Source organism: Halobacterium litoreum, assembly GCF_021233415.1.
Taxonomy (GTDB): domain Archaea; phylum Halobacteriota; class Halobacteria; order Halobacteriales; family Halobacteriaceae; genus Halobacterium; species Halobacterium litoreum.
Window position 1 is genome coordinate 154,831 of record NZ_CP089466.1, and the last position, 18,588, is coordinate 173,418.

At 68.9% G+C, this 18,588-nt stretch carries 20 protein-coding genes; 11 read left to right on the top strand and 9 right to left on the bottom strand.

Going from position 1 to position 18,588, the window contains the following annotated elements:
• Window positions 1-19: 19 nt before the first annotated feature.
• The 3 genes from LT972_RS00830 to LT972_RS00840 all read left to right on the top strand — a co-directional run bounded on the left by LT972_RS00830 (window position 20) and on the right by LT972_RS00840 (window position 2,338).
• A complete protein-coding gene (locus LT972_RS00830; RefSeq protein ID WP_232571298.1) occupies window positions 20-724 on the top strand; it encodes a CTP-dependent riboflavin kinase in 705 nt (234 codons plus the stop codon).
• Entirely contained in the window at window positions 708-1,370 is a 663-nt protein-coding gene (gene ribB / locus LT972_RS00835; protein ID WP_232571299.1) for a 3,4-dihydroxy-2-butanone-4-phosphate synthase, read from the top strand. The genes LT972_RS00830 and ribB overlap by 17 nt, the downstream gene beginning before the upstream one ends.
• A 65-nt stretch (window positions 1,371-1,435) precedes the next feature.
• Window positions 1,436-2,338 carry a nuclear transport factor 2 family protein gene (locus tag LT972_RS00840; protein ID WP_232571300.1) on the top strand — a complete coding sequence of 301 codons (903 nt, stop codon included), beginning with the start codon at window positions 1,436-1,438 and terminating at the stop codon, window positions 2,336-2,338.
• A gap of 3 nt (window positions 2,339-2,341) precedes the next feature.
• Here LT972_RS00840 and arcD read toward each other — a convergent pair whose 3' ends face one another.
• Both arcD and LT972_RS00850 read right to left on the bottom strand, forming a co-directional pair.
• Window positions 2,342-3,796, bottom strand: a complete 1,455-nt coding sequence (gene arcD, locus LT972_RS00845) for an arginine/ornithine antiporter ArcD (RefSeq protein WP_232571301.1) — start codon at window positions 3,794-3,796, stop codon at window positions 2,342-2,344.
• A 109-nt stretch (window positions 3,797-3,905) separates the two neighbouring features.
• On the bottom strand, window positions 3,906-4,328 hold the full coding sequence (locus tag LT972_RS00850; RefSeq protein ID WP_232571302.1) for an OsmC family protein: 423 nt from the start codon (window positions 4,326-4,328) through the stop codon (window positions 3,906-3,908).
• Between the two features lie 95 nt (window positions 4,329-4,423).
• On the opposite strand from LT972_RS00850, the gene LT972_RS00855 reads away from it, so the two are divergent.
• Together LT972_RS00855 and LT972_RS00860 are read left to right on the top strand one after the other, a co-directional pair.
• Window positions 4,424-5,350 (top strand): branched-chain amino acid transaminase, encoded by a 927-nt coding sequence (locus LT972_RS00855; RefSeq protein ID WP_232571303.1) that lies wholly within the window; start codon window positions 4,424-4,426, stop codon window positions 5,348-5,350.
• Window positions 5,351-5,524: 174 nt separating this feature from the next.
• Window positions 5,525-6,886 (top strand): GntP family permease, encoded by a 1,362-nt coding sequence (locus LT972_RS00860; RefSeq protein ID WP_232571304.1) that lies wholly within the window; start codon window positions 5,525-5,527, stop codon window positions 6,884-6,886.
• On the opposite strand, the gene LT972_RS00865 is transcribed toward LT972_RS00860, so the two are convergent.
• The 3 genes from LT972_RS00865 to LT972_RS00875 all read right to left on the bottom strand — a co-directional run bounded on the left by LT972_RS00865 (window position 6,883) and on the right by LT972_RS00875 (window position 9,977).
• Window positions 6,883-8,223 carry a glycerate kinase type-2 family protein gene (locus LT972_RS00865; protein WP_232571305.1) on the bottom strand — a complete coding sequence of 447 codons (1,341 nt, stop codon included), beginning with the start codon at window positions 8,221-8,223 and terminating at the stop codon, window positions 6,883-6,885. The genes LT972_RS00860 and LT972_RS00865 overlap by 4 nt on opposite strands.
• Window positions 8,224-8,493: 270 nt before the next feature.
• On the bottom strand, window positions 8,494-9,090 hold the full coding sequence (locus LT972_RS00870) for a DUF502 domain-containing protein (RefSeq protein WP_232571306.1): 597 nt from the start codon (window positions 9,088-9,090) through the stop codon (window positions 8,494-8,496).
• A 47-nt stretch (window positions 9,091-9,137) separates the two neighbouring features.
• Window positions 9,138-9,977, bottom strand: coding sequence for a proline dehydrogenase family protein (locus LT972_RS00875; protein WP_232571307.1), 840 nt, complete (start codon window positions 9,975-9,977; stop codon window positions 9,138-9,140).
• An 86-nt stretch (window positions 9,978-10,063) separates the two neighbouring features.
• Between LT972_RS00875 and LT972_RS00880 the strand changes: the two genes are divergently transcribed.
• The gene (locus LT972_RS00880) at window positions 10,064-10,609 is read left to right on the top strand and encodes a CDP-2,3-bis-(O-geranylgeranyl)-sn-glycerol synthase (RefSeq protein WP_232571308.1); all 546 of its coding nucleotides are present in this window, start codon (window positions 10,064-10,066) and stop codon (window positions 10,607-10,609) included.
• Window positions 10,610-10,830: 221 nt separating this feature from the next.
• Here the strand turns inward: LT972_RS00880 and LT972_RS00885 are convergent, their stop codons facing one another.
• Window positions 10,831-11,307, bottom strand: coding sequence for a GNAT family N-acetyltransferase (locus LT972_RS00885; RefSeq protein WP_232571309.1), 477 nt, complete (start codon window positions 11,305-11,307; stop codon window positions 10,831-10,833).
• Between the two features lie 83 nt (window positions 11,308-11,390).
• On the opposite strand from LT972_RS00885, the gene pyrE reads away from it, so the two are divergent.
• From pyrE to LT972_RS00905, 4 genes are all read left to right on the top strand, one after another.
• Window positions 11,391-11,915: an orotate phosphoribosyltransferase gene (gene pyrE, locus LT972_RS00890; protein WP_232571310.1), complete on the top strand. Its 525-nt coding sequence runs from the start codon at window positions 11,391-11,393 to the stop codon at window positions 11,913-11,915.
• A 163-nt stretch (window positions 11,916-12,078) separates the two neighbouring features.
• Window positions 12,079-12,792, top strand: coding sequence for a phosphoribosyltransferase family protein (locus LT972_RS00895; RefSeq protein WP_232571311.1), 714 nt, complete (start codon window positions 12,079-12,081; stop codon window positions 12,790-12,792).
• A gap of 131 nt (window positions 12,793-12,923) precedes the next feature.
• Window positions 12,924-14,360 carry an NCS2 family permease gene (locus tag LT972_RS00900; RefSeq protein WP_232571312.1) on the top strand — a complete coding sequence of 479 codons (1,437 nt, stop codon included), beginning with the start codon at window positions 12,924-12,926 and terminating at the stop codon, window positions 14,358-14,360.
• 56 nt (window positions 14,361-14,416) lie between these two features.
• Window positions 14,417-14,662, top strand: a complete 246-nt coding sequence (locus tag LT972_RS00905; protein ID WP_232571313.1) for a glutaredoxin family protein — start codon at window positions 14,417-14,419, stop codon at window positions 14,660-14,662.
• Window positions 14,663-14,998: 336 nt separating this feature from the next.
• On the opposite strand, the gene LT972_RS00910 is transcribed toward LT972_RS00905, so the two are convergent.
• From LT972_RS00910 to LT972_RS00920, 3 genes are all read right to left on the bottom strand, one after another.
• Complete coding sequence (locus tag LT972_RS00910; protein ID WP_232571314.1) at window positions 14,999-15,298, bottom strand: HalOD1 output domain-containing protein; 300 nt, start codon at window positions 15,296-15,298, stop codon at window positions 14,999-15,001.
• Window positions 15,299-15,511: 213 nt separating this feature from the next.
• Window positions 15,512-16,474 (bottom strand): transcriptional regulator, encoded by a 963-nt coding sequence (locus LT972_RS00915; RefSeq protein WP_232571315.1) that lies wholly within the window; start codon window positions 16,472-16,474, stop codon window positions 15,512-15,514.
• 70 nt (window positions 16,475-16,544) lie between these two features.
• Complete coding sequence (locus LT972_RS00920; protein ID WP_232571316.1) at window positions 16,545-17,180, bottom strand: TMEM198/TM7SF3 family protein; 636 nt, start codon at window positions 17,178-17,180, stop codon at window positions 16,545-16,547.
• Window positions 17,181-17,271: 91 nt separating this feature from the next.
• Between LT972_RS00920 and LT972_RS00925 the strand changes: the two genes are divergently transcribed.
• Window positions 17,272-18,534: a tRNA(Ile)(2)-agmatinylcytidine synthase gene (locus LT972_RS00925; RefSeq protein ID WP_232571317.1), complete on the top strand. Its 1,263-nt coding sequence runs from the start codon at window positions 17,272-17,274 to the stop codon at window positions 18,532-18,534.
• Window positions 18,535-18,588 lie beyond the last annotated feature (54 nt).

Sequence of the window (18,588 nt, forward strand, 5' to 3'; positions counted from 1 at the left end):
CGCGAGTGAACGAACGGGTATGTCACAAGCCACCGGCGCGGGCGAGGTCGGGTACGACGAACTCGCCGTGCTGAAACTCCTCGCGCTCGACGGCGCGCTCCGCGGCGAGGTCAAAGTCTCCTGTGGCGACCTCGCCGACCGACTCGACGCCTCCAATCAGACGGCCTCGCGCCGCCTGCAAGCCCTGGAGGACGCCGCGCTCGTGGAACGCGACCTCGTCAGCGACGGCCAGTGGGTCGCCGCCACCGAGGCCGGCGAGCGAGCGCTCGAACGCGAGTACGAGGACTACCGCCGCATCTTCGAGGACCCCGGCGAACTCGACCTCGTCGGCGTCGTCACCTCCGGCATGGGCGAGGGCCGCCACTACATCAGCCTCCCCGGCTACAACCGCCAGTTCGTCGAGAAACTCGGCTACGACCCCTACCCCGGCACGCTGAACGTCGAACTCGACGGCGAGAGCAAGCGCGCCCGCGCCGCGATGGACGCGATGGACGGCGTCCCCATCGAGGGCTGGGAGGACGAGGACCGCACCTACGGCTCCGCGACCTGCTACCCGTGTACGGTCGCCGCCGCCGACGGCGAGTTCTCGCCGGTCCACGTCATCGTCCCCGACCGTACCCACCACGACGAGGACCAGATCGAACTCATCGCGCCCGAGAAACTCCGCGACGAACTCGGCCTCCTGGACGACGACGAGGTGACTGTCCGTGTCGAAGAGCAGTAACGCCACCGGCGTCGAGCGCGCCGTCGACGCGTTCGCCGACGGCGACCCCGTGCTCGTCCACGACGCCGCCGACCGCGAGGGCGAAGTCGACCTGATTTACCCCGCCGAGGCCGTCGCGCCCGACGACGTGGCGCGCCTCCGCAACGACGCGGGCGGCCTCGTCTGCGTCGCGCTCGGGTCCGAGGCCGCCGACGCCTTCGACCTCCCGTTCCTCGCCGACGAACTCGACCACCCCGCCGCCGACCACGGCCACCTCGGGTACGACGACCGGTCGTCGTTCTCCCTGCCCGTGAACCACCGCGACACCTTCACCGGCATCACGGACGCCGACCGCGCGCTCACCATCTCCGAACTCGGGCGCGCCGCCGCCGACCCCGACAGCGTGGACTTCGCGGAGACGTTCCGCGCGCCCGGCCACGTCCACGTCCTGCGCGCCGCGCCGTCGCTCGCCGACCGCCTCGGCCACACCGAACTCGGCGTCGCGCTCGCCGACGAAGCCGGCGTCGCGCCCGCCGCCGTCGTCTGCGAGATGCTCGACGACGAGACCGGGGACGCGCGCTCGGTCGCCGACGCGAAGGCGTACGCCGACCGCCACGACCTCGTCTACGTCGAAGGCAGCGAGTTGGTGGCGGCGCTCGCGGAGTGACGGCTCCGCCCGCCACCATTTTCAGAGAAATTGATAAGTAGGTTTGGTGACTCGTCCCTCACGTCATGGGGGACGCGTATCCGGACGCAGTCGCGACGTACGTCGCCGACCGCGGTTGGGAGGCCGCGACGAGTCGCGTCCGCGAGGACACGGTAGTCGTCACCGGACGCCGCGAGACGGCGGACGGCACCGACACGCTCCTCGGCGTCGTCGTCACCGGCGACGGCGCCCGAGTCGCCGAACCGCACGTGAAGTACCTGCTCTCGACCGCGAGCGACCGACGGCCCGACGAGGTGTTCGTGACGGCGCCCGCCGGACTCACGGACGCCGCGTCCGCGCTCGCCGACGAGTACGGCGTCCCGGTCGTCGACCGCGACGACGTCCCGTTCGAGCCGGTCGAGGCGTCTGCCGCCGATTCGAGCGACGACGCTGCCGGGGACGACGCGACCGCCGGCGCGGGCGGGACGGCCGACGACAGCAGCGACGAGGCCGGCTTCCAGTGGACCGACGAGAGCGACGGCGAAGCGGACGCGGGCCGCGAGCGAGCGCAGCGCGCGGCGGGCGCTGCCACCGACGTGACCGACCGAGACGCCGAGTGGGGGCGCCGGGACGCCTTGAAACTCGGCGGCGTCGCGGCGCTCGCGGCGGGCGGCTGGTTCGTCTACGACCGGGTTTTCGACTCCGGCATCGACGGTCCCGCGGACGTGGTCCGGGCGTTCTACGGTGCCGTCGACGCCGGTAACGTGGCGCGGGCCCGCGAACTGATTCACGAGGACGGCGAGTCCATCGACGCCGCGAACATCCGGGAGACGAGCGTCGAAATCGTCTCTCTGGAGCGCGTGGAGACCGACCGCGCGGACACCGCGAAGTTCCGGATAACGATTCGCGTGAACGGTCGGTACACCGAGGAGGCCGTGGTCGACCTACAGAAGAACGAGAACGGCGAGTGGCGGATGCTGGCGGTGTAGCCGTCAGTCGTCCGCGACAACTGCCGAGTCGGCGCTCTGGCGGTCCTGATTGTAGCCGTGGCCGGACAGCGCCATCGCGAACAGCACGAGCGGGGAGAGAATGCCGAAGAAGTAGTACGGCGCCCACCACCACGAGATGGCGGCCGACTGGCTGGTGTAGAGGACGCCGGTCATGAAGACGGCGCCGGCGTGCCACGGGAAGAACGGCCCGGTGGGGGTGCCGGCGGCTTCGACGGCCCGCGAGAGGTCGCGCTCGTCGAGGCCGTACTCGTCGTAGAGGTTCCGGAGGCTGACGCCGGGGACGACGATGCTCATGTACTGCTGGGCGGAGAAGGCGTTCGTGGTGACGGCGGCGAGGCCGGTGCCGGCGACGAGCGAGCCGGGCGACCAGACGGCCTCGGTGAGGTGGTGGGCGAGCGTCGGGAGGACGCCGGTGCGTTCGAGCAGGCCGCCGAGGGCGAGCGCGGCGACGACGACGGCGATGGTCCACGCGGAGCCGGAGACGCCGCCCGTGGTCAGGAGGCCGTTGACGAGTTCGCTCCCGGTCGCGGGGCTGGTGCCGTTGAGGAAGGCGTTCCACGACGCGGTGAAGGAGACGCCCTGCGCGAGGACGGACGTGAACGCGCCGGCGAAGACGCCGGCGAGGAGCGCGGGGAGCGCGGGGTAGCCCCGGATTGCGAGGCCGAACGTGACGACCAGCGGCAGGAACACGAGCGGGCCGAGCGCGTACGTGTCGGCGAGCGGGCCGCTGACGGCGGCGACGTTCGTGGCGCCGCCGTCGACGGCGAGGACGCCGAGGACGGCGTACGCGACGACCGAGAGCCCGAACGCGATGGCGGTGCCGAGGCGCATGCCGTTGATGTGGTCGTAGAGGTCGGCGTTGGTGACGGCGGCCGCGAGGTTCGTGGTGTCCGAGAGCGGACTCTGTTTGTCGCCGGCGTACGCGCCGGAGACGATGGCGCCGGCGGTCATCGCCAGCGGGACGCCGAGGCCGTTGCCGATGCCGACGAACGCGACGCCGAGCGTGCCGACGGTGGTCCACGAGGAGCCGATGGCGAACGCGACGATTGCGGAGAGGACGGCGGTGACGGGGAGGAAGGTGGCGGGCGTGAGCGCGCCGAGGCCGTAGTACATCAGGCCGGGGATGGTGCCGGCGCTGGTCCACGTCGCGATGAGGCCGTAGATGACGAACAGGATGAGAATCGCCTGTAAGCCCATGCGGAGGCCGCTGGCCGCGGCGTCGTACACCGAGTCCCAGTCGTAGCCGAGGCGGTAGCGCGCGAACAGCCCGGCGAACGCGATGCTCCACAGCAGCGGTCCGTGGGGCGCCAGCCCGAGGTAGCCGGAGCCGACGCCGAGGAAGACGACGACGGCGAGCACCGGCGCGAGCGCTTCCCGCAGACTCGGCCGGTGGGCGTCGTCGATGTCGTCGTAGGTGAGAGGCGTGAACTCGCTCATCGACGCCTGCTAATTCTCTCTAGTAATTAAGCCACTCGGTTAGATTATCGCAGGGAATTTTCGCCGGGTGTTGGAGATACCGGCGACGCTCGCCAGTTTCGGCGCGCGCTCAGCGCAGTTCCGCGTCCAGCGTCTTCTCCACGCCGAGCGCTCGCGACACCGGACAGTTCTCCTTGGCCTCCTCGGCGAGAGATTGGAACTCCTCGTCGTCGATTCCCTCGACCTCGACGACCGTATCGAGGTGACTGCGCGTAATCGTCCAGCCGTCCTCGCCCTCTTCGAGGTGGACCGTCGCCTCCGTCTCGACCGAGTCGGGGTCGTAGTCCGCGCGGTCCAACTCCCCGGCCAGCGCCATCGAGAAACAGCCCGCGTGGGCCGCGCCCAACAGTTCCTCGGGGTTCGTCGCCTCGCCCTCCTCGAACCGCGACCGGAAGTCGTAGGGGCCCTCGAACGCGCCGCTACCGAGTGCCAGACTCCCGTCGCCGGACGGGAGCGCGCCGTTCCACGTCGCTCGTGCCGTTCGTTCGACCATCGGTGGACACACCGGTTTACTGTTGGCTGTCTAACCACATCGGTGTTCGGGTCGGACTGGGAAAACTGATTAACCGGGCCCGCATTGCCCCCCACATGGCTAGCTTCAGCGAGATGGACGTCGACACCATCTGGATGGACGGCGAATTCCGCGACTGGGAGGACGCCCAAGTCCACGTACTCACTCACGCGCTCCACTACGGCAGCGGCGTCTTCGAGGGCGTCCGCGCGTACGACACCGACAACGGCCCCGCCATCTTCCGCTGGGAGGAACACCTCGACCGCCTCTACGAGTCCTGCAAGCCCTACGACCTCGAAATCGAGTACACGCCCGAGGAACTCACCGAGGCCACCGAGGAACTCCTCGACCGCCAGGACCTCGCGTCCTGTTACATCCGCCCCATCGCGTACTACGGCTACGAGAGCCTCGGCGTCTCCCCCGGCGACTGCCCGACCGACGTCACCATCGCCGCGTGGCCGTGGGGCGCCTACCTCGGCGAGGACGCCCTCCAGAACGGCGTCGAAGTGATGGTGTCCTCGTGGCGCAAGCACGCCTCCAGCCAGATTCCCACGAACGCCAAGACCACCGGCCTCTACGTCAACAGCATGCTCGCCGGCGAGGAAGCCCGCCGCAACGGCTTCACCGAGGCCATCGTCCTCAACAAGGAAGGCAACGTCGCGGAAGGCCCCGGCGAGAACATCTTCCTCGTGCGCGACGACGAGATTTACACGCCCGGCCTCTCCGAGAGCATCCTCGACGGCATCACCCGCGACACCGTCATCACGCTCGCCGAGGAGCGCGGCTACACCGTCCACGACGACGTCTCCATCTCGCGGGGCGAACTCCACACCGCCGACGAACTGTTCTTCACCGGCTCCGCCGCCGAAGTCACGCCCATCCGCAAGGTCGACAACGTCGAAATCGGCTCCGGCACCCGCGGCCCGGTCACCGAGGAACTCCAGTCCGCGTTCTTCGACATGGTGGAAGCCGGCGACCGCGAAGAGTGGTTCCACTACGTCTGAGACGGCGGTCTCGACGCCGGCTCAGCGCCGGCCGGTAGTTCCGGATTGTTCGCTCTCGCGGTCTGTTCTTCTCTGCCAGTCGCGCCGCGCTCTCGGTGGAAACGCCAGCCGAGACGGCGCAGAACTGGACAGTGCCGTAAAGGCCATTTACTGGCATGGTTGTGTTCCGTTTGCATGCTACAAGGACTCCCACTAGTACTGCTACTCGTCGCAGCGGTGGCGTTCATCATCGTCGCCACTGCGAAACTGGATCTGCACGCATTTCTCGCACTTCTCATCGCCGCCTACGTGACCGGGCTCGCCGCGGGACTCGACCCGGCGCGGGCAGCCACGCTGGTGACAGACGGATTCGGCGGCATCCTCGGCTACATCGGCATCGTCATCATCGCCGGGACGATCATCGGCACCTGTCTCGAACGCTCCGGCGCCGCGATCGTCATCGCGGAGACGATTCTCGACTACGTCGGCGAAGAGCACACGACGAAAGTGATGGCTATTACGGGGAGTTTCGTCTCCATCCCGGTGTTCTGTGACTCCGGGTTCGTCATTCTCTCCGGACTGAACCGGTCGCTCGCCGAGCGCTCCGGGCTCTCGCTGTCGACGCTCGCCGTCGCGCTCGCCGGCGGACTCTACGTCACGCACGTGTTCGTCCCGCCGACGCCCGGTCCCATCGCCGCTGCCGGGATCATCGGCGCGGACATCGGCCTCGTCATGCTCGCGGGCATCATCGTCAGCGCACCGATCGTCTTCGTCGCCGCAATCTGGGCCGACAGAGTCGCGTCGAACTACCACATCGACCCCAATCCGGAGATGACGATCGACGAAATCAAAGACGAGTACGGGACGATGCCGTCGCGCGCCGCGTCGTTCGCTCCGCTGGTCGTCCCGATTGCGCTCATCGCGCTCGGCTCCGTCGCCGCCTACCCCGAAGCGCAGAACCCCGAAATCATCACCGGGACGCTCCAGCGCTGGCTGCTGTTCCTCGGTGACCCCGCGGTCGCGCTGCTCGTCGGCGCGTTCGTCGCCTTCGGTATCGTGCCCGACTTCGACAGCAGCGTCACGGACGAGTGGGTCTCCGACGGCATCGAGAACGCCGCAGTCATCCTCGCGGTGACCGGCGCGGGCGGCGCGTTCGGCGAAGTGCTCGCCGCGCTGCCACTCGAGAGTTTCATCACCGACACGCTGGGCGGCCTCGGAATCGGGCTGTTCGCCGCGTTCGTCATCGCCGCCGCGATGAAGTCCGCACTCGGCTCCTCGACGGTCGCGATTCTGACCACGGCCAGCCTCGTCGCGCCGCTGCTCGGGTCGCTCGGCCTGAACACCGAACTCGGCCAAGTGTTCGCCGTCCTCGCAATCGGTGCGGGTAGCATGACCGTCAGCCACGCCAACGACTCCTACTTCTGGATCATCACGGAGTTCTCCGACATGGAGACGGCGACGGCCTACCAGGTCTGGACGCTCGCGACGCTGGTGCTCGGCGTCTCGAGTATCCTCTGGATCGTCGTCCTCCGGAACGCGGCGGGCCTGGTCTTCTAGGCGACGACCAGCACCCGCAGGTCGTTCAGATTCGTGCCGGTCGGGCCCGTCAGCACGAGCGCGTCCCGAGATTCGAGGTACGGATACACGTCGTTCGCCGCGAGCGCATCCCGTGCCACCTCGGGGTCCTCGACGGTCGTCCCGTCGACCAGTGCGCCCGCCGCGTCGGTCGCACCGTCGATTCCGTCGGTGTCGACGGCCGCGACCGTGACTTCGACGTCGCTGTCCTCGCCGCTGTCACGGAGACCGAGCGCCGCGCTCGTCGCGAACTCCTGGTTCGGGCCGCCCGACCCGTCCCCGCGAATCGTCACCGTCGTCTCACCGCCGGACAGCAGTACAGCCGGCGGCGAAACCGGCGTGCCGGTCGCCCGCATTTCCTCCGCGACGGCGACGTGTGTCGTCGCCGCTTCGCGGGCCTCACCGCGAACCCGCGAGGAGAGCACGAGCGTCTCGTAGCCGCGCTCGGCCGCCGTCTCCCGCGCCGCCTCGAGTACGGTCATCCCGTCGGCGACGACGTGGTTCGAGGCGGCCGCGAGCGCCGCGTCGTCCGCGCTCGGCGTCTCGTCGATTTCGCCGGCGGCGCCGCGCTCGAGGCGGGCCGTGACGGCGTCGGGCGCGTCGATTCCATAGCGACTGAGGACCGCGAGGGCGTCGTCGAACGTCGACTCGTCGGGAGCGACGGGTCCGCTCGCGATTACGCTCAGGTCGTTCCCGACGACGTCGCTGAGGACGAGGGAGACGACCGTCGCGGGGGCGGCGCGACGAGCCAACTGGCCGCCCTTCAGCGCAGAGAGGTGTTTACGGACCGCGTTGATTTCGTGGATGTCGGCCCCGCTCGCGAGCAAGGCGTCGGTCGCGTCCTGGAGGTCGGCGAGCGAGACGTCCCCCGCCGGCGCAGCCATGAGCGCGCTGCCGCCGCCGGTAATCGCCGCGAGGACGAGCGTGTTCTCGTCCGCCGCGTCCGCCGCCGCGAGCAACGCTCGGGTCCCGTCGACGCCGCGCTCGCTCGGCACCGGATGGTCCCCCTCGCGGACCGTCACGCGCTCCGTGTCCGCGGGGTCGTCCGTGACGACGACGCCGCCGTCGAGCCTGTCGCCGAGGACCCCCTCGAGCGCGGCGGCGACGTGCGCCGCGGCGTTGCCGCCGCCGAGAACGACCAGTTCCTCGTACTCCCCGAGGTCGTAGGTCGCGCCGTCGATTCGGAGCGTGTCCCCGTCGAGTGCGACGGCGTCCCGGACCACCGTCCGAGGGTGCCCCGCCTCGATGCCGGCTTCGACGCACGCGAGTGCGGTTTCGCGCGCCTCGCTCGAGGCGAGGCGGTCGTCGTCCTCGATCACGCGTCCGCCCCCACCGAGTCGGGCGTTTCCGTAGCGTCACTGGCGACACTCTGGCCGGAGACAGACACCCGGCCTCGCGTCACTAACCCGGTCGCAATCGAGCCGACAGTTCGGCCGCGGTGCCCTGTCACGTCCATAGCCGAACTATCCGCTGGAACTAGTAATAGGCACGGTCTCGCCGAATCGACACGAGACGTGAGCGGTTTCACAGCGCCCACGGGGGATGCGCGAACGGCGACGAAATCGCGTACGACACGCGGTGCCGACGCCTCACTCGTCGCCGACGTACTCGTCGATGTCGTCCATGTCTGTCTCCTCCTTCCCGAACCCGGCGCTCAACACTCGCGTGAGCGCGCTCTCCACGCTCTCGTCCTCGTCGACGATGTCCTCGGGTTCGAGTTCGATGACGAACCCGGTGGTGATGTTCGGCGCGGTCGGCATGAACACGACCTCGCGGCCGTCGTCGGTCGTCTTCCCGGTCTTGAACGCCGTCATCCGCATCCCCTCCCACGGCTCGATTTTCACCGGCTTCTGGAACTCCTCGGTGCTACTCGACAGGACGGTCTCGACGGCCATCTTCGAGGCGTTGTAGATGACGCGCAGAATCGGCAGGCGGTTGATGAGGTCGTCGATGAGGCCCTCGACGATGCCGCCGACCGCGGTCCGCATCAGGTAGCCCACCGAGAACACCAGCAACACGAACACCAGAAGCGACAGCGCGACCGCGACCGCGGGGTCGTCGATGTTCGTCGCGAGCAACGCGAACTCCGCGACGAACCCGAACAGCCAGTAGATGACGTACAGCGTGACCAGAATCGGCACGAGCACGACGAGCCCGCTCGCGAAGTCCCGCTTCCACGAAGTCATACGCTCACCCACTGACGCAGAACGTATAGGGATTTCGAGGTCTCGCGCTACCGCCCGAGAACCGCCCGCAGCGCGAACAGCATGTTCTCCTTTCGCTCCATCGCGCGCCGGTAGAAGTACGAGAACCACTTCCCGCCGTAGGGCACGTACTGCCAGACCTCCACGCCCTCCGCCGCGAGGTTGTACTGCGCGTCGTCGCGCACCCCCATCAGCATCTGGACCTCGTAGTCGGTGCCGTACTCGTCGTGGAGTTCCTCGGCGTACGAAATCATCTCGGGGTCGTGACTCCCCACCGCCACGCCGTCCTCGAACTCCCGGAACATGTACTCGAGGTAGTCGCGGTACGCCTCGTTCACGCGCTCCTTTTGCTTGTACGCGATGTCCTTCGGTTCGTCGTACGCGCCCTTCACGAGGCGGACCTTCCCCGGAAGGTCCGCGAGGCGTTCGAGGTCGTCCTCGGTGCGCTTGAGATTCGCCTGAATGCACACGCCGACGCCGCCCCCGTACTCCGTCGTGAGGTCCTCGAACGCGTCCAGCGTGGCGTCCGTCGTCTCGTGGTCCTCCATGTCTATCCACGTGAACACGCCGTGCTCGTCGGCGACCTCCACGATGCCTTCGAGGTTCTCGGCGAACACCTCGTCGCCCACGTCCAGCCCGATTTGGGACGGCTTCACCGAGATGCAGGCGTCCACACCGCTGTGCCCGATGTCGGCCACGAGGTCGCGGTACGCCTTCGCGTCGTCGTCGGCCGGCGGGCGCTGCTCGTAGTGCTCGCCGAGCAGATTCAGAATCGCGTTCACGTCCCGGTCGTTCAAGTCCTCGACGTGTTCGAGGGCCTCCGCCGGCGACTCGCCGGCCACGAACCGGCTCGCGATGGGGGGAATCATACCTCAGACTGAGGTGCGACTTCCCTTAAACGACCCGCTCCCGGGAATCCGCGGCTTATTTGCGTCGCCCGCGTGCACCGACGCCCATGAACCTCGCAGCCACCGTCGCCGTCGCGTTCTGGGCGATGCTCCCCGCGTACGTCCCGAACAACGCCGCGGTGCTCGCCGGCGGCGGCCGCCCCATCGACGGCGGCCGCACGCTCGGCGGCCGACGCGTCCTCGGCGACGGCAAGACGTGGCGCGGCACGCTCGTCGGCACGCTCGCCGGCGTCGCGCTCGCCGTCGCCCTCAACGCCGTCGAACCCGCCGCAAGCGACGCACTCGGCGTCGCGCTCCCCGAGTTCCCGCCCGCCGCCATGGTCGCGCTCGCGTTCGGCGCGATGCTCGGCGACATCCTCGCGTCCTTCCTGAAGCGACGGACGGGCCGCGAACGCGGCGCCGCCTTCCCCCTCGTCGACCAACTCGACTTCGTCGTCGTCTCCCTCACGCTCGCCGCGCTCGCCGCCCCCGCGTGGTTCGGCGACACCTTCACTCTCGACGTCCTCCTCGCCGTCCTCGTCCTCACCCCCGTCCTCCACGTCGCCACCAACGTGGCTGCGTACCTCCTCGGCCTGAAAAACGAGCCATACTAGCCCACTTTTTGCGCTGCATCGGGGGCGCACAGCGCCCCCGATTCGGCAAAAACTTGGGGAAAAAGCGGCATCGGACCCCCTATCGGGGGTCCTCGCCGCCTGCGCTCGCTACGCTCGCGCAGTGAACTGCTTCGCTCGGGCTTTTCAAGCCGCTCGCTTGCGGATGCTCGCGATAGAATCTCACCTTTTACGAGACACGCGGAAAGCCGAAATTCGAGGTCTCAGAGTGGTTTCTCGTACACGTAGCCGTCCACGTCGAGCAGTTCGTCGTGGTGGTCGCCGGCCCGCTCGTAGCCCTTCGCCTCGTAGAACGCGATGGTGTCGTCGTTCTCGGCCATCACCACGAGGTCGAGTGCGTCGTAGCCGGCGTCGCGGGCCGCGTCCTCGACGCGCGCGAGCAGTCGGCTCCCGACGCCCTCGCCCTGCCGGTCGGGGTGGACGTACAGCGACCCGAGCGTGTAGCCGTCGTCGCTCGGGACGCCGCTGGCGTACGCGACCACATCGTCGTCCTCGGCGACGAACGTCACGCTGTCGCCGGTACCGAATCGCTCGCGGAGGTCCTCGGGGTCGTAGTACGTCGCGAGGAACTCCTCGACGGCGTCGGCGCCGACGATATCGGCGTGGGCGTCGTGCCACGCCGCGTCCGCGACGCGGCGGACCGCCGTCGCGTCGTCCGGCGTCGCTTCGCGCAGTCGCACGCGAAGCGCTTCGCCGGCGTCTGACATACCGGTTTCGGCGGCGACCGGACGGTTTTTACTCGCCCGGCCCGCCCTCTCACCCGATGGCGAACGACGACCTCATCCAGTCCCTCCGCGACGCGGACGCCGTGCAGTACGGCGAGTTCGAACTCTCGCACGGCGGCACGTCGGACTACTACGTGGACAAGTACCTCTTCGAGACCGACCCCGAGTGCCTGCGCGCAATCGCCGCGGCGTTCGCCGAGCGCATCGACGACGACACGAAACTGGGCGGCGTCGCGCTCGGCGGCGTCCCGCTCGCCGCGGCGACCGCCGTCGAGGCGGGCGTGCCCTACGTCATCGCGCGCAAGCAAGCCAAGGAGTACGGCACCGGGAACCGAATCGAGGGCCGCCTCGACGAGGGCGAGGAGGTCGTCGTCGTGGAGGACATCGCGACGACCGGCCAGTCCGCCGTGGACGCCGTCGAAGCGCTCCGCGAGGCGGGCGCGGAAGTGAACCGCGCGCTGCTCGTGGTGGACCGCGAGGAGGGCGGGCGCGAACTGCTCGCGGAGCACGGCGTCGAGATGGAGGCGCTCGTGACGGCCAGCGACCTGCTGGACGCCGAATAACGCTGTTATTCGAGTCAGCGGTCGCTGGCGCTCCCGCGGACGCCGAGTGACGAGGCCACTCGCGCCGGAGCGCCGTCCCACACCGCGAAGTGCGCGCGTTTGTGATTTGTTCCCACGAACGCGGATTCGCGGTATTCAAGTTTGTGGAAACGTGTGTATCTGCATGAACCGAGCCGAGAAGGCCACGCTGCAGTTGCAGGCGGTCGCCGTCCTGCGGACGCTCAAGGAGACGCGCACCTACGACGAACTCTCCGCGGAGACCGGTCTCCCCGCGGGCGACCTGAACCGCTACGTGAACGGCCACGTCCTCCCGAGCGAGGACCGCGCCAGCGAGGTCGTCGGCGACGCCGGCGCCGACCTCCTGCGCGAGGAACTCACTGACCGCGTGCGCCTCGACGACGAGGGGTACGTCGACAACTCCGAGGTCGTCTTCGACCAGTCGTTCCTCGACTTGGTGGCGCCGGTCGCCGCCGAGACGTTCGACTTCGACCAGCCCGACGTGGTGCTCACCGCCGCCACCGACGGCATCACGCTCGCCGCGGCGCTCGCCTCCTACTACGGCGCCCGGTGTGCGTACGCGAAGAAGTCCAAGGAGACCGCCGTCGAGGAGTTCATCGAGGCCCGCCAGCGCCTCGATTCGGGCATCGAACTGACCTACTACCTCCCGGCGTCGGCGCTCGACGCGGGCGACACCGTGCTCGTCGTGGACGACCTGATTCGCTCGGGCGAGACTCAGGAACTCCTCCTCGACATCGCGGCCGCCGCGGACGCCGACGTGACCGGCGTGTTCGCGCTCATCGCGGCCGGCGACGAGGGCGTCGAGCGCGCCCGCGACCTCACCGACGCCCCGGTCGGCGCGCTCGCGAACCTCGACTGAGACCCACGACCCCCTACTTCTATGCACTGACGTGCAGTTCTCTCCCCGTCGAGAACGTGTTTGCACGCACGAACGTCGAACGTGCATAACAACGCTTAATATTCTCGTCCCGATGTGCTCGAACGTGCATCATGGGGCTCGCTGACTACTTCGCACTCGACGAACACGACACGGACGTCGGGACGGAACTCGTCGCCGGCGTCACCACGTTCCTAACGATGTCTTACATCGTCGTGGTGAATCCGGCCATCCTCTCGAACGCCATCCAGATAGACGGCGTCAGCGCGAACCGCACCTTCCAGATGATTGCGGTCGTCACGCTCGTCGCCGCCGGGACGGCGACGCTCGTGATGGCGCTGTACGCCAATAGACCGTTCGCGCAGGCGCCCGGCCTCGGCCTCAACGCCTTCTTCGCGTTCACGGTCGTCCTCGGCCTCGGCATCCCGTGGCAGACGGCGCTCGCCGCCGTCGTCGTGGAGGGTATCATCTTCATCGTGCTCACCGCCGTCGGCGCCCGCGAGTACATCATCAAACTGTTCCCCGAACCGGTGAAACTCTCCGTCGGCGCCGGTATCGGCCTCTTCCTCGCCATCATCGGCCTCGAAGAGATGCGGGTCGTCGTCGGCGACCCCGCCACCTTCCTCACGTTCAGTCCGGTGTTCGCCAGCGACCCCGTCGCCGTCGTTAGCGTCGTCGGCCTGTTCCTCACGCTCGCGCTGTACGCCCGCGACGTGCCCGGCAGCATCGTCGTCGGCATCGTCGCCACCTCCCTGATGGGGTACGCCGCCAGCGCGATGGGGTACACCGCGTACGCCGCCGAGAAAGCCACCGAACTGTACGGCGTCACGCTCCAGTCGCCGGTGCCGCTCGCGCCCGACGCGCCGATTACGTACAACGCCGCGAGTTACGACATCTCGCCGCTGGCCGGCGCGTTCATCACGGGTCTCCAGAACGTCGAGGGCGTGTCCTTCGCGCTCATCGTGTTCACGTTCTTCTTCGTGGACTTCTTCGACACCGCGGGCACGCTCGTCGGCGTCGGACAGGCCGGCGGCTTCCTCGACGAGGACGGCAACCTCCCCGACGTGGACAAGCCGCTGATGGCCGACGCCGTCGGCACCACCGTCGGCGGGATGCTCGGCACCTCCACCGTCACCACGTACATCGAGTCCGCGACGGGCGTCGAGGAGGGCGGTCGAACCGGTCTCACCGCGCTCGTCGTCGCGGTGTTGTTCTTCGCGAGTCTCGCCGTCGTCCCGCTGGCCGTCGCCGTGCCGACGTACGCGAGCCACCTCGTGCTCGTCGTGGTCGGCGTCATCATGCTCTCGAACGTCGCGGAAATCGCGTGGGACGACGTGACGTTCGCGGTGCCCGCCGCGCTCACCGTGCTCGTGATGCCGTTCACGTTCAGCATCGCGTACGGCCTCGCCGCCGGCATCGTCTCCTACCCGCTCGTGAAGGCCGCCGTCGGCGAAGTCGACGACGTCCACGTCGGCCAGTGGGTGCTCGCTGCGCTGTTCGTGCTCTACTTCTACGTCCGCACGAGCGGCGTGCTCTCGGCCGCGGTGTAGCGGCCGCGCGCACCGCCACCACGACGTTCTTCACCGGGGCTTCCCAACACCCGGTCGTGACTCTCGAACTGTACAAACTCCCCGGCTGTCCGTACTGCGCGAAAGTCGAGACGAAACTCGACGAACTCGGCGTCGACTACGTCGAACACGAGGTGCCGAGTTCGCACAGCCAGCGAGACGAAGTGGAGGCAGTCAGCGGTCAGACCGGCGTTCCCGTCATCGTCGACGAGGAACACGGCGTCGACGGAATGGCCGAGAGCGACGACATCGTGGCGTACCTGGAAGAGACGTACGGCGGGTAGGGTTTTGGTCCAGGTTTTGCCGGTCGGCGCGCGGTGTGCGCCGGCCGGGAAAAGGTGGGCGACCTGACATCGTGGCGTACCTGGAAGAGACGTACGGCGGGTAGGGTTTTGGTCCAGGTTTTGCCGGTCGGCGCGCGGTGTGCGCCGGCCGGGAAAAGGTGGGCGACCTGACATCGTGGCGTACCTGGAAGAGACGTACGGCGGGTAGGGTTTTGGTCCAGGTTTTGCCGGTCGGCGCGTCGTCTCTGGTTCGCGTTCGGCGCGCTGCGTGGCCACTGACCGCCTCGCGTTCCGCAGGTGAAAAAACGGGGGTCGCGTGGTGGGTCGGTGCTGCCGTCAGCGGTCGCGTGCGCACAGCGTGACGCGCCCGTCCTGTGCTACCGTCACCGTGTAGTCGTGGTACGTGAACGTGACGCGTAACTGCGTCGGGGGTGCGGGCATCGCTGGTTCCACGAGCGCGTTGAGCGCGTCGGGGTCAACTGCGTCCCCGAGGAGGTCGAGGTCGGTCGGGTCGCGGCCCGCCGCGGCGGCGACGGTCTCGACGACGGCGGTCGTCGGCGTGGTCTGCGACCAGTCGTACGTCTGACTGATTGGGAGTCGGTGGTCCGCGGATGCGGTGTCGTGTGCCTCTGACATGGTTCGGCCGGTGGTACTCGGCATTCTACACCGTCCGTGCGGCAGACTCGCACATATAACTTTCGTGACTATTGTGCTGTCGTCTGGTAACAAGCACGAAACAACCGCAAGACTGCGGCGTGAAACGAAACCAAACAGAACGTCTGTTTGTCCAACTGCTTCCGCGAAATCCCGTCGATAGTCACTCGCGGACGGCAGGCAGCGAGTGCAAAATCAGGCTTCCTGGGGCGACCCGCGCTCCGCGAGCAGGTCCCGGAGGTCCTCGGAGTCCTCGACCTCTTCGAGTTCCTCGCGCTCCACAATGGCCGTGTCGTCGACGGACTCGCGGCTCGCCTCGTCCACGACGTAGACGGCCCGCGTGCGCGTCACCTCGCCGAGCGAACTCATGATGCGAGCGCGCTTGACCGCCGCCTCCGTGAACGACGAGTGCCCCGTCAGCAGGCGGTCGGCGCGCGACACGTCCTCCCCGACGGCCTTGAACGGCGCGCGAACCGTCGGATGCACCTCGAAGCCGACGCGCGCGAGCACCGACAGCACCGGTACGTCCTCGGGTGCCGCCTCCGGGTCCTCCGGCGTCGGGTCCGCGTCCCGCACCTCCTCGGCGCCGTCCATCACCGACACCGGCGACGTGAGGTCGCCGCCGAACAGTTCCTCGAGCGCCATCGCCACCTCGATGCTGGCGTTCATCCCGTTCTCGTACTTCGAGACGGTGCGCCGGGAGACGCCGAGTTCGCCCGCGAGCCGGCCGAGACTCCAGTCCTCGTTTTCCCGCCGGTCCGCGAGCACGTCGCCGTCGATGTTCACGTAGAGGCCGCCCGGCGCCGCGTAGATGAGCGGGGGCACGTCCTCCACGAAGAACTCCATCGCGGTGTCCGGGCTGAGCACGGGCACGCCGTGCCGGAAGTACACCACGCCCGGCTTCAGTTCCTCGTCGCGAGTGCGGAGGCCGATGACCAGCGGCGTCGCCTGCAGGTGGGAGCCGAGCCGCCGCATCTCCGCGCCCGTCTCGCCGTCGAACGCGTCGATGTTTCCGAGAATCTTCACGAGGACGACGTCCTCACCGCGGCGCGCGGCCACGTCGAAGCTCTTCGGCCGCGTCGCACAGCGGTCGCTCACCGAAAAACCCGCGTCCGCCAGCATCGCGGTGACGTTCTCGATGAGTGCCGACCGTGACATAGCCGGACGTAAGCCGTCGGCCACATATATGCGTTGTGCCGGGAGACTGCCGCTGCCTCCGGGTTTCGGGCTACTCGCCGCGCTCCTCGTCGTTCTCGGTCGCCGCGAGGGACGCCAGTTGGACGAGCGCGAACACGACCGCGAGGCCGACGAACGGCGTCCCGAGGTCCCGGGCCGACTCCACCACGAGCCGGAGTTCTGTTTCCGGGTACTGGAGGAGCGCGCGCCCGGTGGGCAGGTAGACGTCCTGTCCGAGGACGGCGACGTTCACCATCGCGGACCCGACGCCCGCCGTGAGCACGGCGACGAACACGCGGTGGACCGCCCACGCGAGCACCGCGCCCGCCACCCCGGCGAGGAGCACGACCGCGATTTCCGGGCCGAGCGACGGGTCCGAGGTGGACACGCCGACCGCGGGCGCGGTCACCGCGACGCCCGCGACGAACCCGGGAATCGCGTGGACGAGCACCCACGCGCTCCACGCCAGTTGCGCGCCGACTATCCCGCCGACTAGTCCGACGGCCGCCGTCACGACGAGCGCGCCGCCGTCGCCCGCGTTCGAGACGAACTGCGGTGCGAGCGTCGCCCCCGCGAACGCGCCGGGCACGAACCCGACGAGCATCACTGCCACCCGTTCGATGTGGACGCCAGCGACCCCCAACAGCAGCCCGCCGACGACCAACCCCGCCTGTACCGGAACGTCCATAGGTCGGTCCAGACACCCGCCGGACATAACGATTCGGCGTTTCCTCCGCGGACCGGAACGGCGAAACGTCCGGGCGCCCTACCCGTCGGCGATGACGGTCGTCGCCCTCGACGACACGGACTCCCGCGAGCGCGGGATGTGTACGACGTACGCCGCCCACCTCGTCGCCGAGCGACTGCGCTCCCGGGGCGCGAACGTCGAGCGCGTCCTGCTCGTCCGCCTCAACCCCGCGGTGGAGTACAAGACCCGGGGGAACGCGGCGCTCGCCGTCCACGCCGACGTCGACCCCGCCGTCGCCCTCGAAGTCGCCACCGACGTGGTCGGCGAGACCGCCGAGACCGACGACCCTCGGACGAACCCCGGCGTCGTGGTCGCCCACGAGGCCGACGCGCCGCCCGCCGTCGCGGCGTTCGCGGAGCGCGCGATGCGGGAACTCCTCGACTCCGGCGAGGCCGAGTCGCTCGCCGCCGCCCACGGCTACGACACCGCGTCGTGGGGCGAGGGCCGCGGCGTCGTCGGTGCGCTCGCCGCCGTCGGCGCGTGGGCGGCGTTCGACGACTGGACGTACGAGCACATCGATTACCGCCACCCCGACCGCTGGGGGACCGCCCGCGACGTGGACGCCGACAGCGTGTTCGCGGTCGCCGACGCCGCCTACCCCGAGGTCTGGGACACGGTCGACCGCGTGGAGCGCGAGACGGTCTGCGTCCCGCACACGCCGTGCCCCATCCTCTACGGGATTCGCGGCGACGACGCCGGCGCCGTCTCCGGGGTCGCCGCGGACATCGACAGCGAGTCCGTCTACGCGAGCGAACTGTTCGTCACGAATCAGGGCACCGACGCCCACCTCCGGGACGCCGCGCTCGCGGACGTCGCGGACGGCCGCGGCTACCGCGTCGACGCCGCCGTCGCGAGCGACCCCGAGACGTACCGAGGCGGCCACGTTTTCGTCGACATCGAAGCCGACGGCGACAGCCTGCGGTGTGCGGCGTTCGAACCGACCAAGCGCTTCCGCGACCGCGTGCGAGCGCTCCGGCCCGGCGACCGCGTCACGGTCTGTGGCGAGGTGAGCGACGGCACGCTCAAACTGGAGAAGTTCGCCGTCCGGGAGTTGGTGACGACAGAACGCGTCACGCCGACGTGTCCCGACTGCGGGACGCGGATGGAGAGCGCGGGCGCCGACCAGGGCTACCGGTGCCGGGACTGTTCGACGAGCGCGCCCGGCAAGACCGAGCGCGCCCTCGACCGCGACCTCGAAGTCGGCTGGTACGAGGTGCCGCCCTGTGCGCGCCGCCACGTCGCCCAACCCCTGATTCGCGGCGACTGGGACGCGCCCGTCCACCCGGAACGCTGACCCCACAAGTACGTGTCGGCGCTCTGTGACGCCGTCGCACTGTCCCGGAACACT

Excerpts from the sequence above, each read along its gene's own strand:
- LT972_RS00830 (WP_232571298.1), top strand. The coding sequence starts at position 20 with ATGTCACAAGCCACCGGCGCGGGCGAGGTCGGGTACGACGAACTCGCC.
- LT972_RS00840 (WP_232571300.1), top strand. The coding sequence starts at position 1,436 with ATGGGGGACGCGTATCCGGACGCAGTCGCGACGTACGTCGCCGACCGC.
- arcD (WP_232571301.1), bottom strand. The coding sequence starts at position 3,796 with ATGAGCGAGTTCACGCCTCTCACCTACGACGACATCGACGACGCCCAC.
- LT972_RS00850 (WP_232571302.1), bottom strand. The coding sequence starts at position 4,328 with ATGGTCGAACGAACGGCACGAGCGACGTGGAACGGCGCGCTCCCGTCC.
- LT972_RS00855 (WP_232571303.1), top strand. The coding sequence starts at position 4,424 with ATGGCTAGCTTCAGCGAGATGGACGTCGACACCATCTGGATGGACGGC.
- LT972_RS00860 (WP_232571304.1), top strand. The coding sequence starts at position 5,525 with ATGCTACAAGGACTCCCACTAGTACTGCTACTCGTCGCAGCGGTGGCG.
- LT972_RS00870 (WP_232571306.1), bottom strand. The coding sequence starts at position 9,090 with ATGACTTCGTGGAAGCGGGACTTCGCGAGCGGGCTCGTCGTGCTCGTG.
- LT972_RS00875 (WP_232571307.1), bottom strand. The coding sequence starts at position 9,977 with ATGATTCCCCCCATCGCGAGCCGGTTCGTGGCCGGCGAGTCGCCGGCG.
- LT972_RS00880 (WP_232571308.1), top strand. The coding sequence starts at position 10,064 with ATGAACCTCGCAGCCACCGTCGCCGTCGCGTTCTGGGCGATGCTCCCC.
- pyrE (WP_232571310.1), top strand. The coding sequence starts at position 11,391 with ATGGCGAACGACGACCTCATCCAGTCCCTCCGCGACGCGGACGCCGTG.
- LT972_RS00895 (WP_232571311.1), top strand. The coding sequence starts at position 12,079 with ATGAACCGAGCCGAGAAGGCCACGCTGCAGTTGCAGGCGGTCGCCGTC.
- LT972_RS00900 (WP_232571312.1), top strand. The coding sequence starts at position 12,924 with ATGGGGCTCGCTGACTACTTCGCACTCGACGAACACGACACGGACGTC.
- LT972_RS00910 (WP_232571314.1), bottom strand. The coding sequence starts at position 15,298 with ATGTCAGAGGCACACGACACCGCATCCGCGGACCACCGACTCCCAATC.
- LT972_RS00915 (WP_232571315.1), bottom strand. The coding sequence starts at position 16,474 with ATGTCACGGTCGGCACTCATCGAGAACGTCACCGCGATGCTGGCGGAC.
- LT972_RS00920 (WP_232571316.1), bottom strand. The coding sequence starts at position 17,180 with ATGGACGTTCCGGTACAGGCGGGGTTGGTCGTCGGCGGGCTGCTGTTG.
- LT972_RS00925 (WP_232571317.1), top strand. The coding sequence starts at position 17,272 with ATGACGGTCGTCGCCCTCGACGACACGGACTCCCGCGAGCGCGGGATG.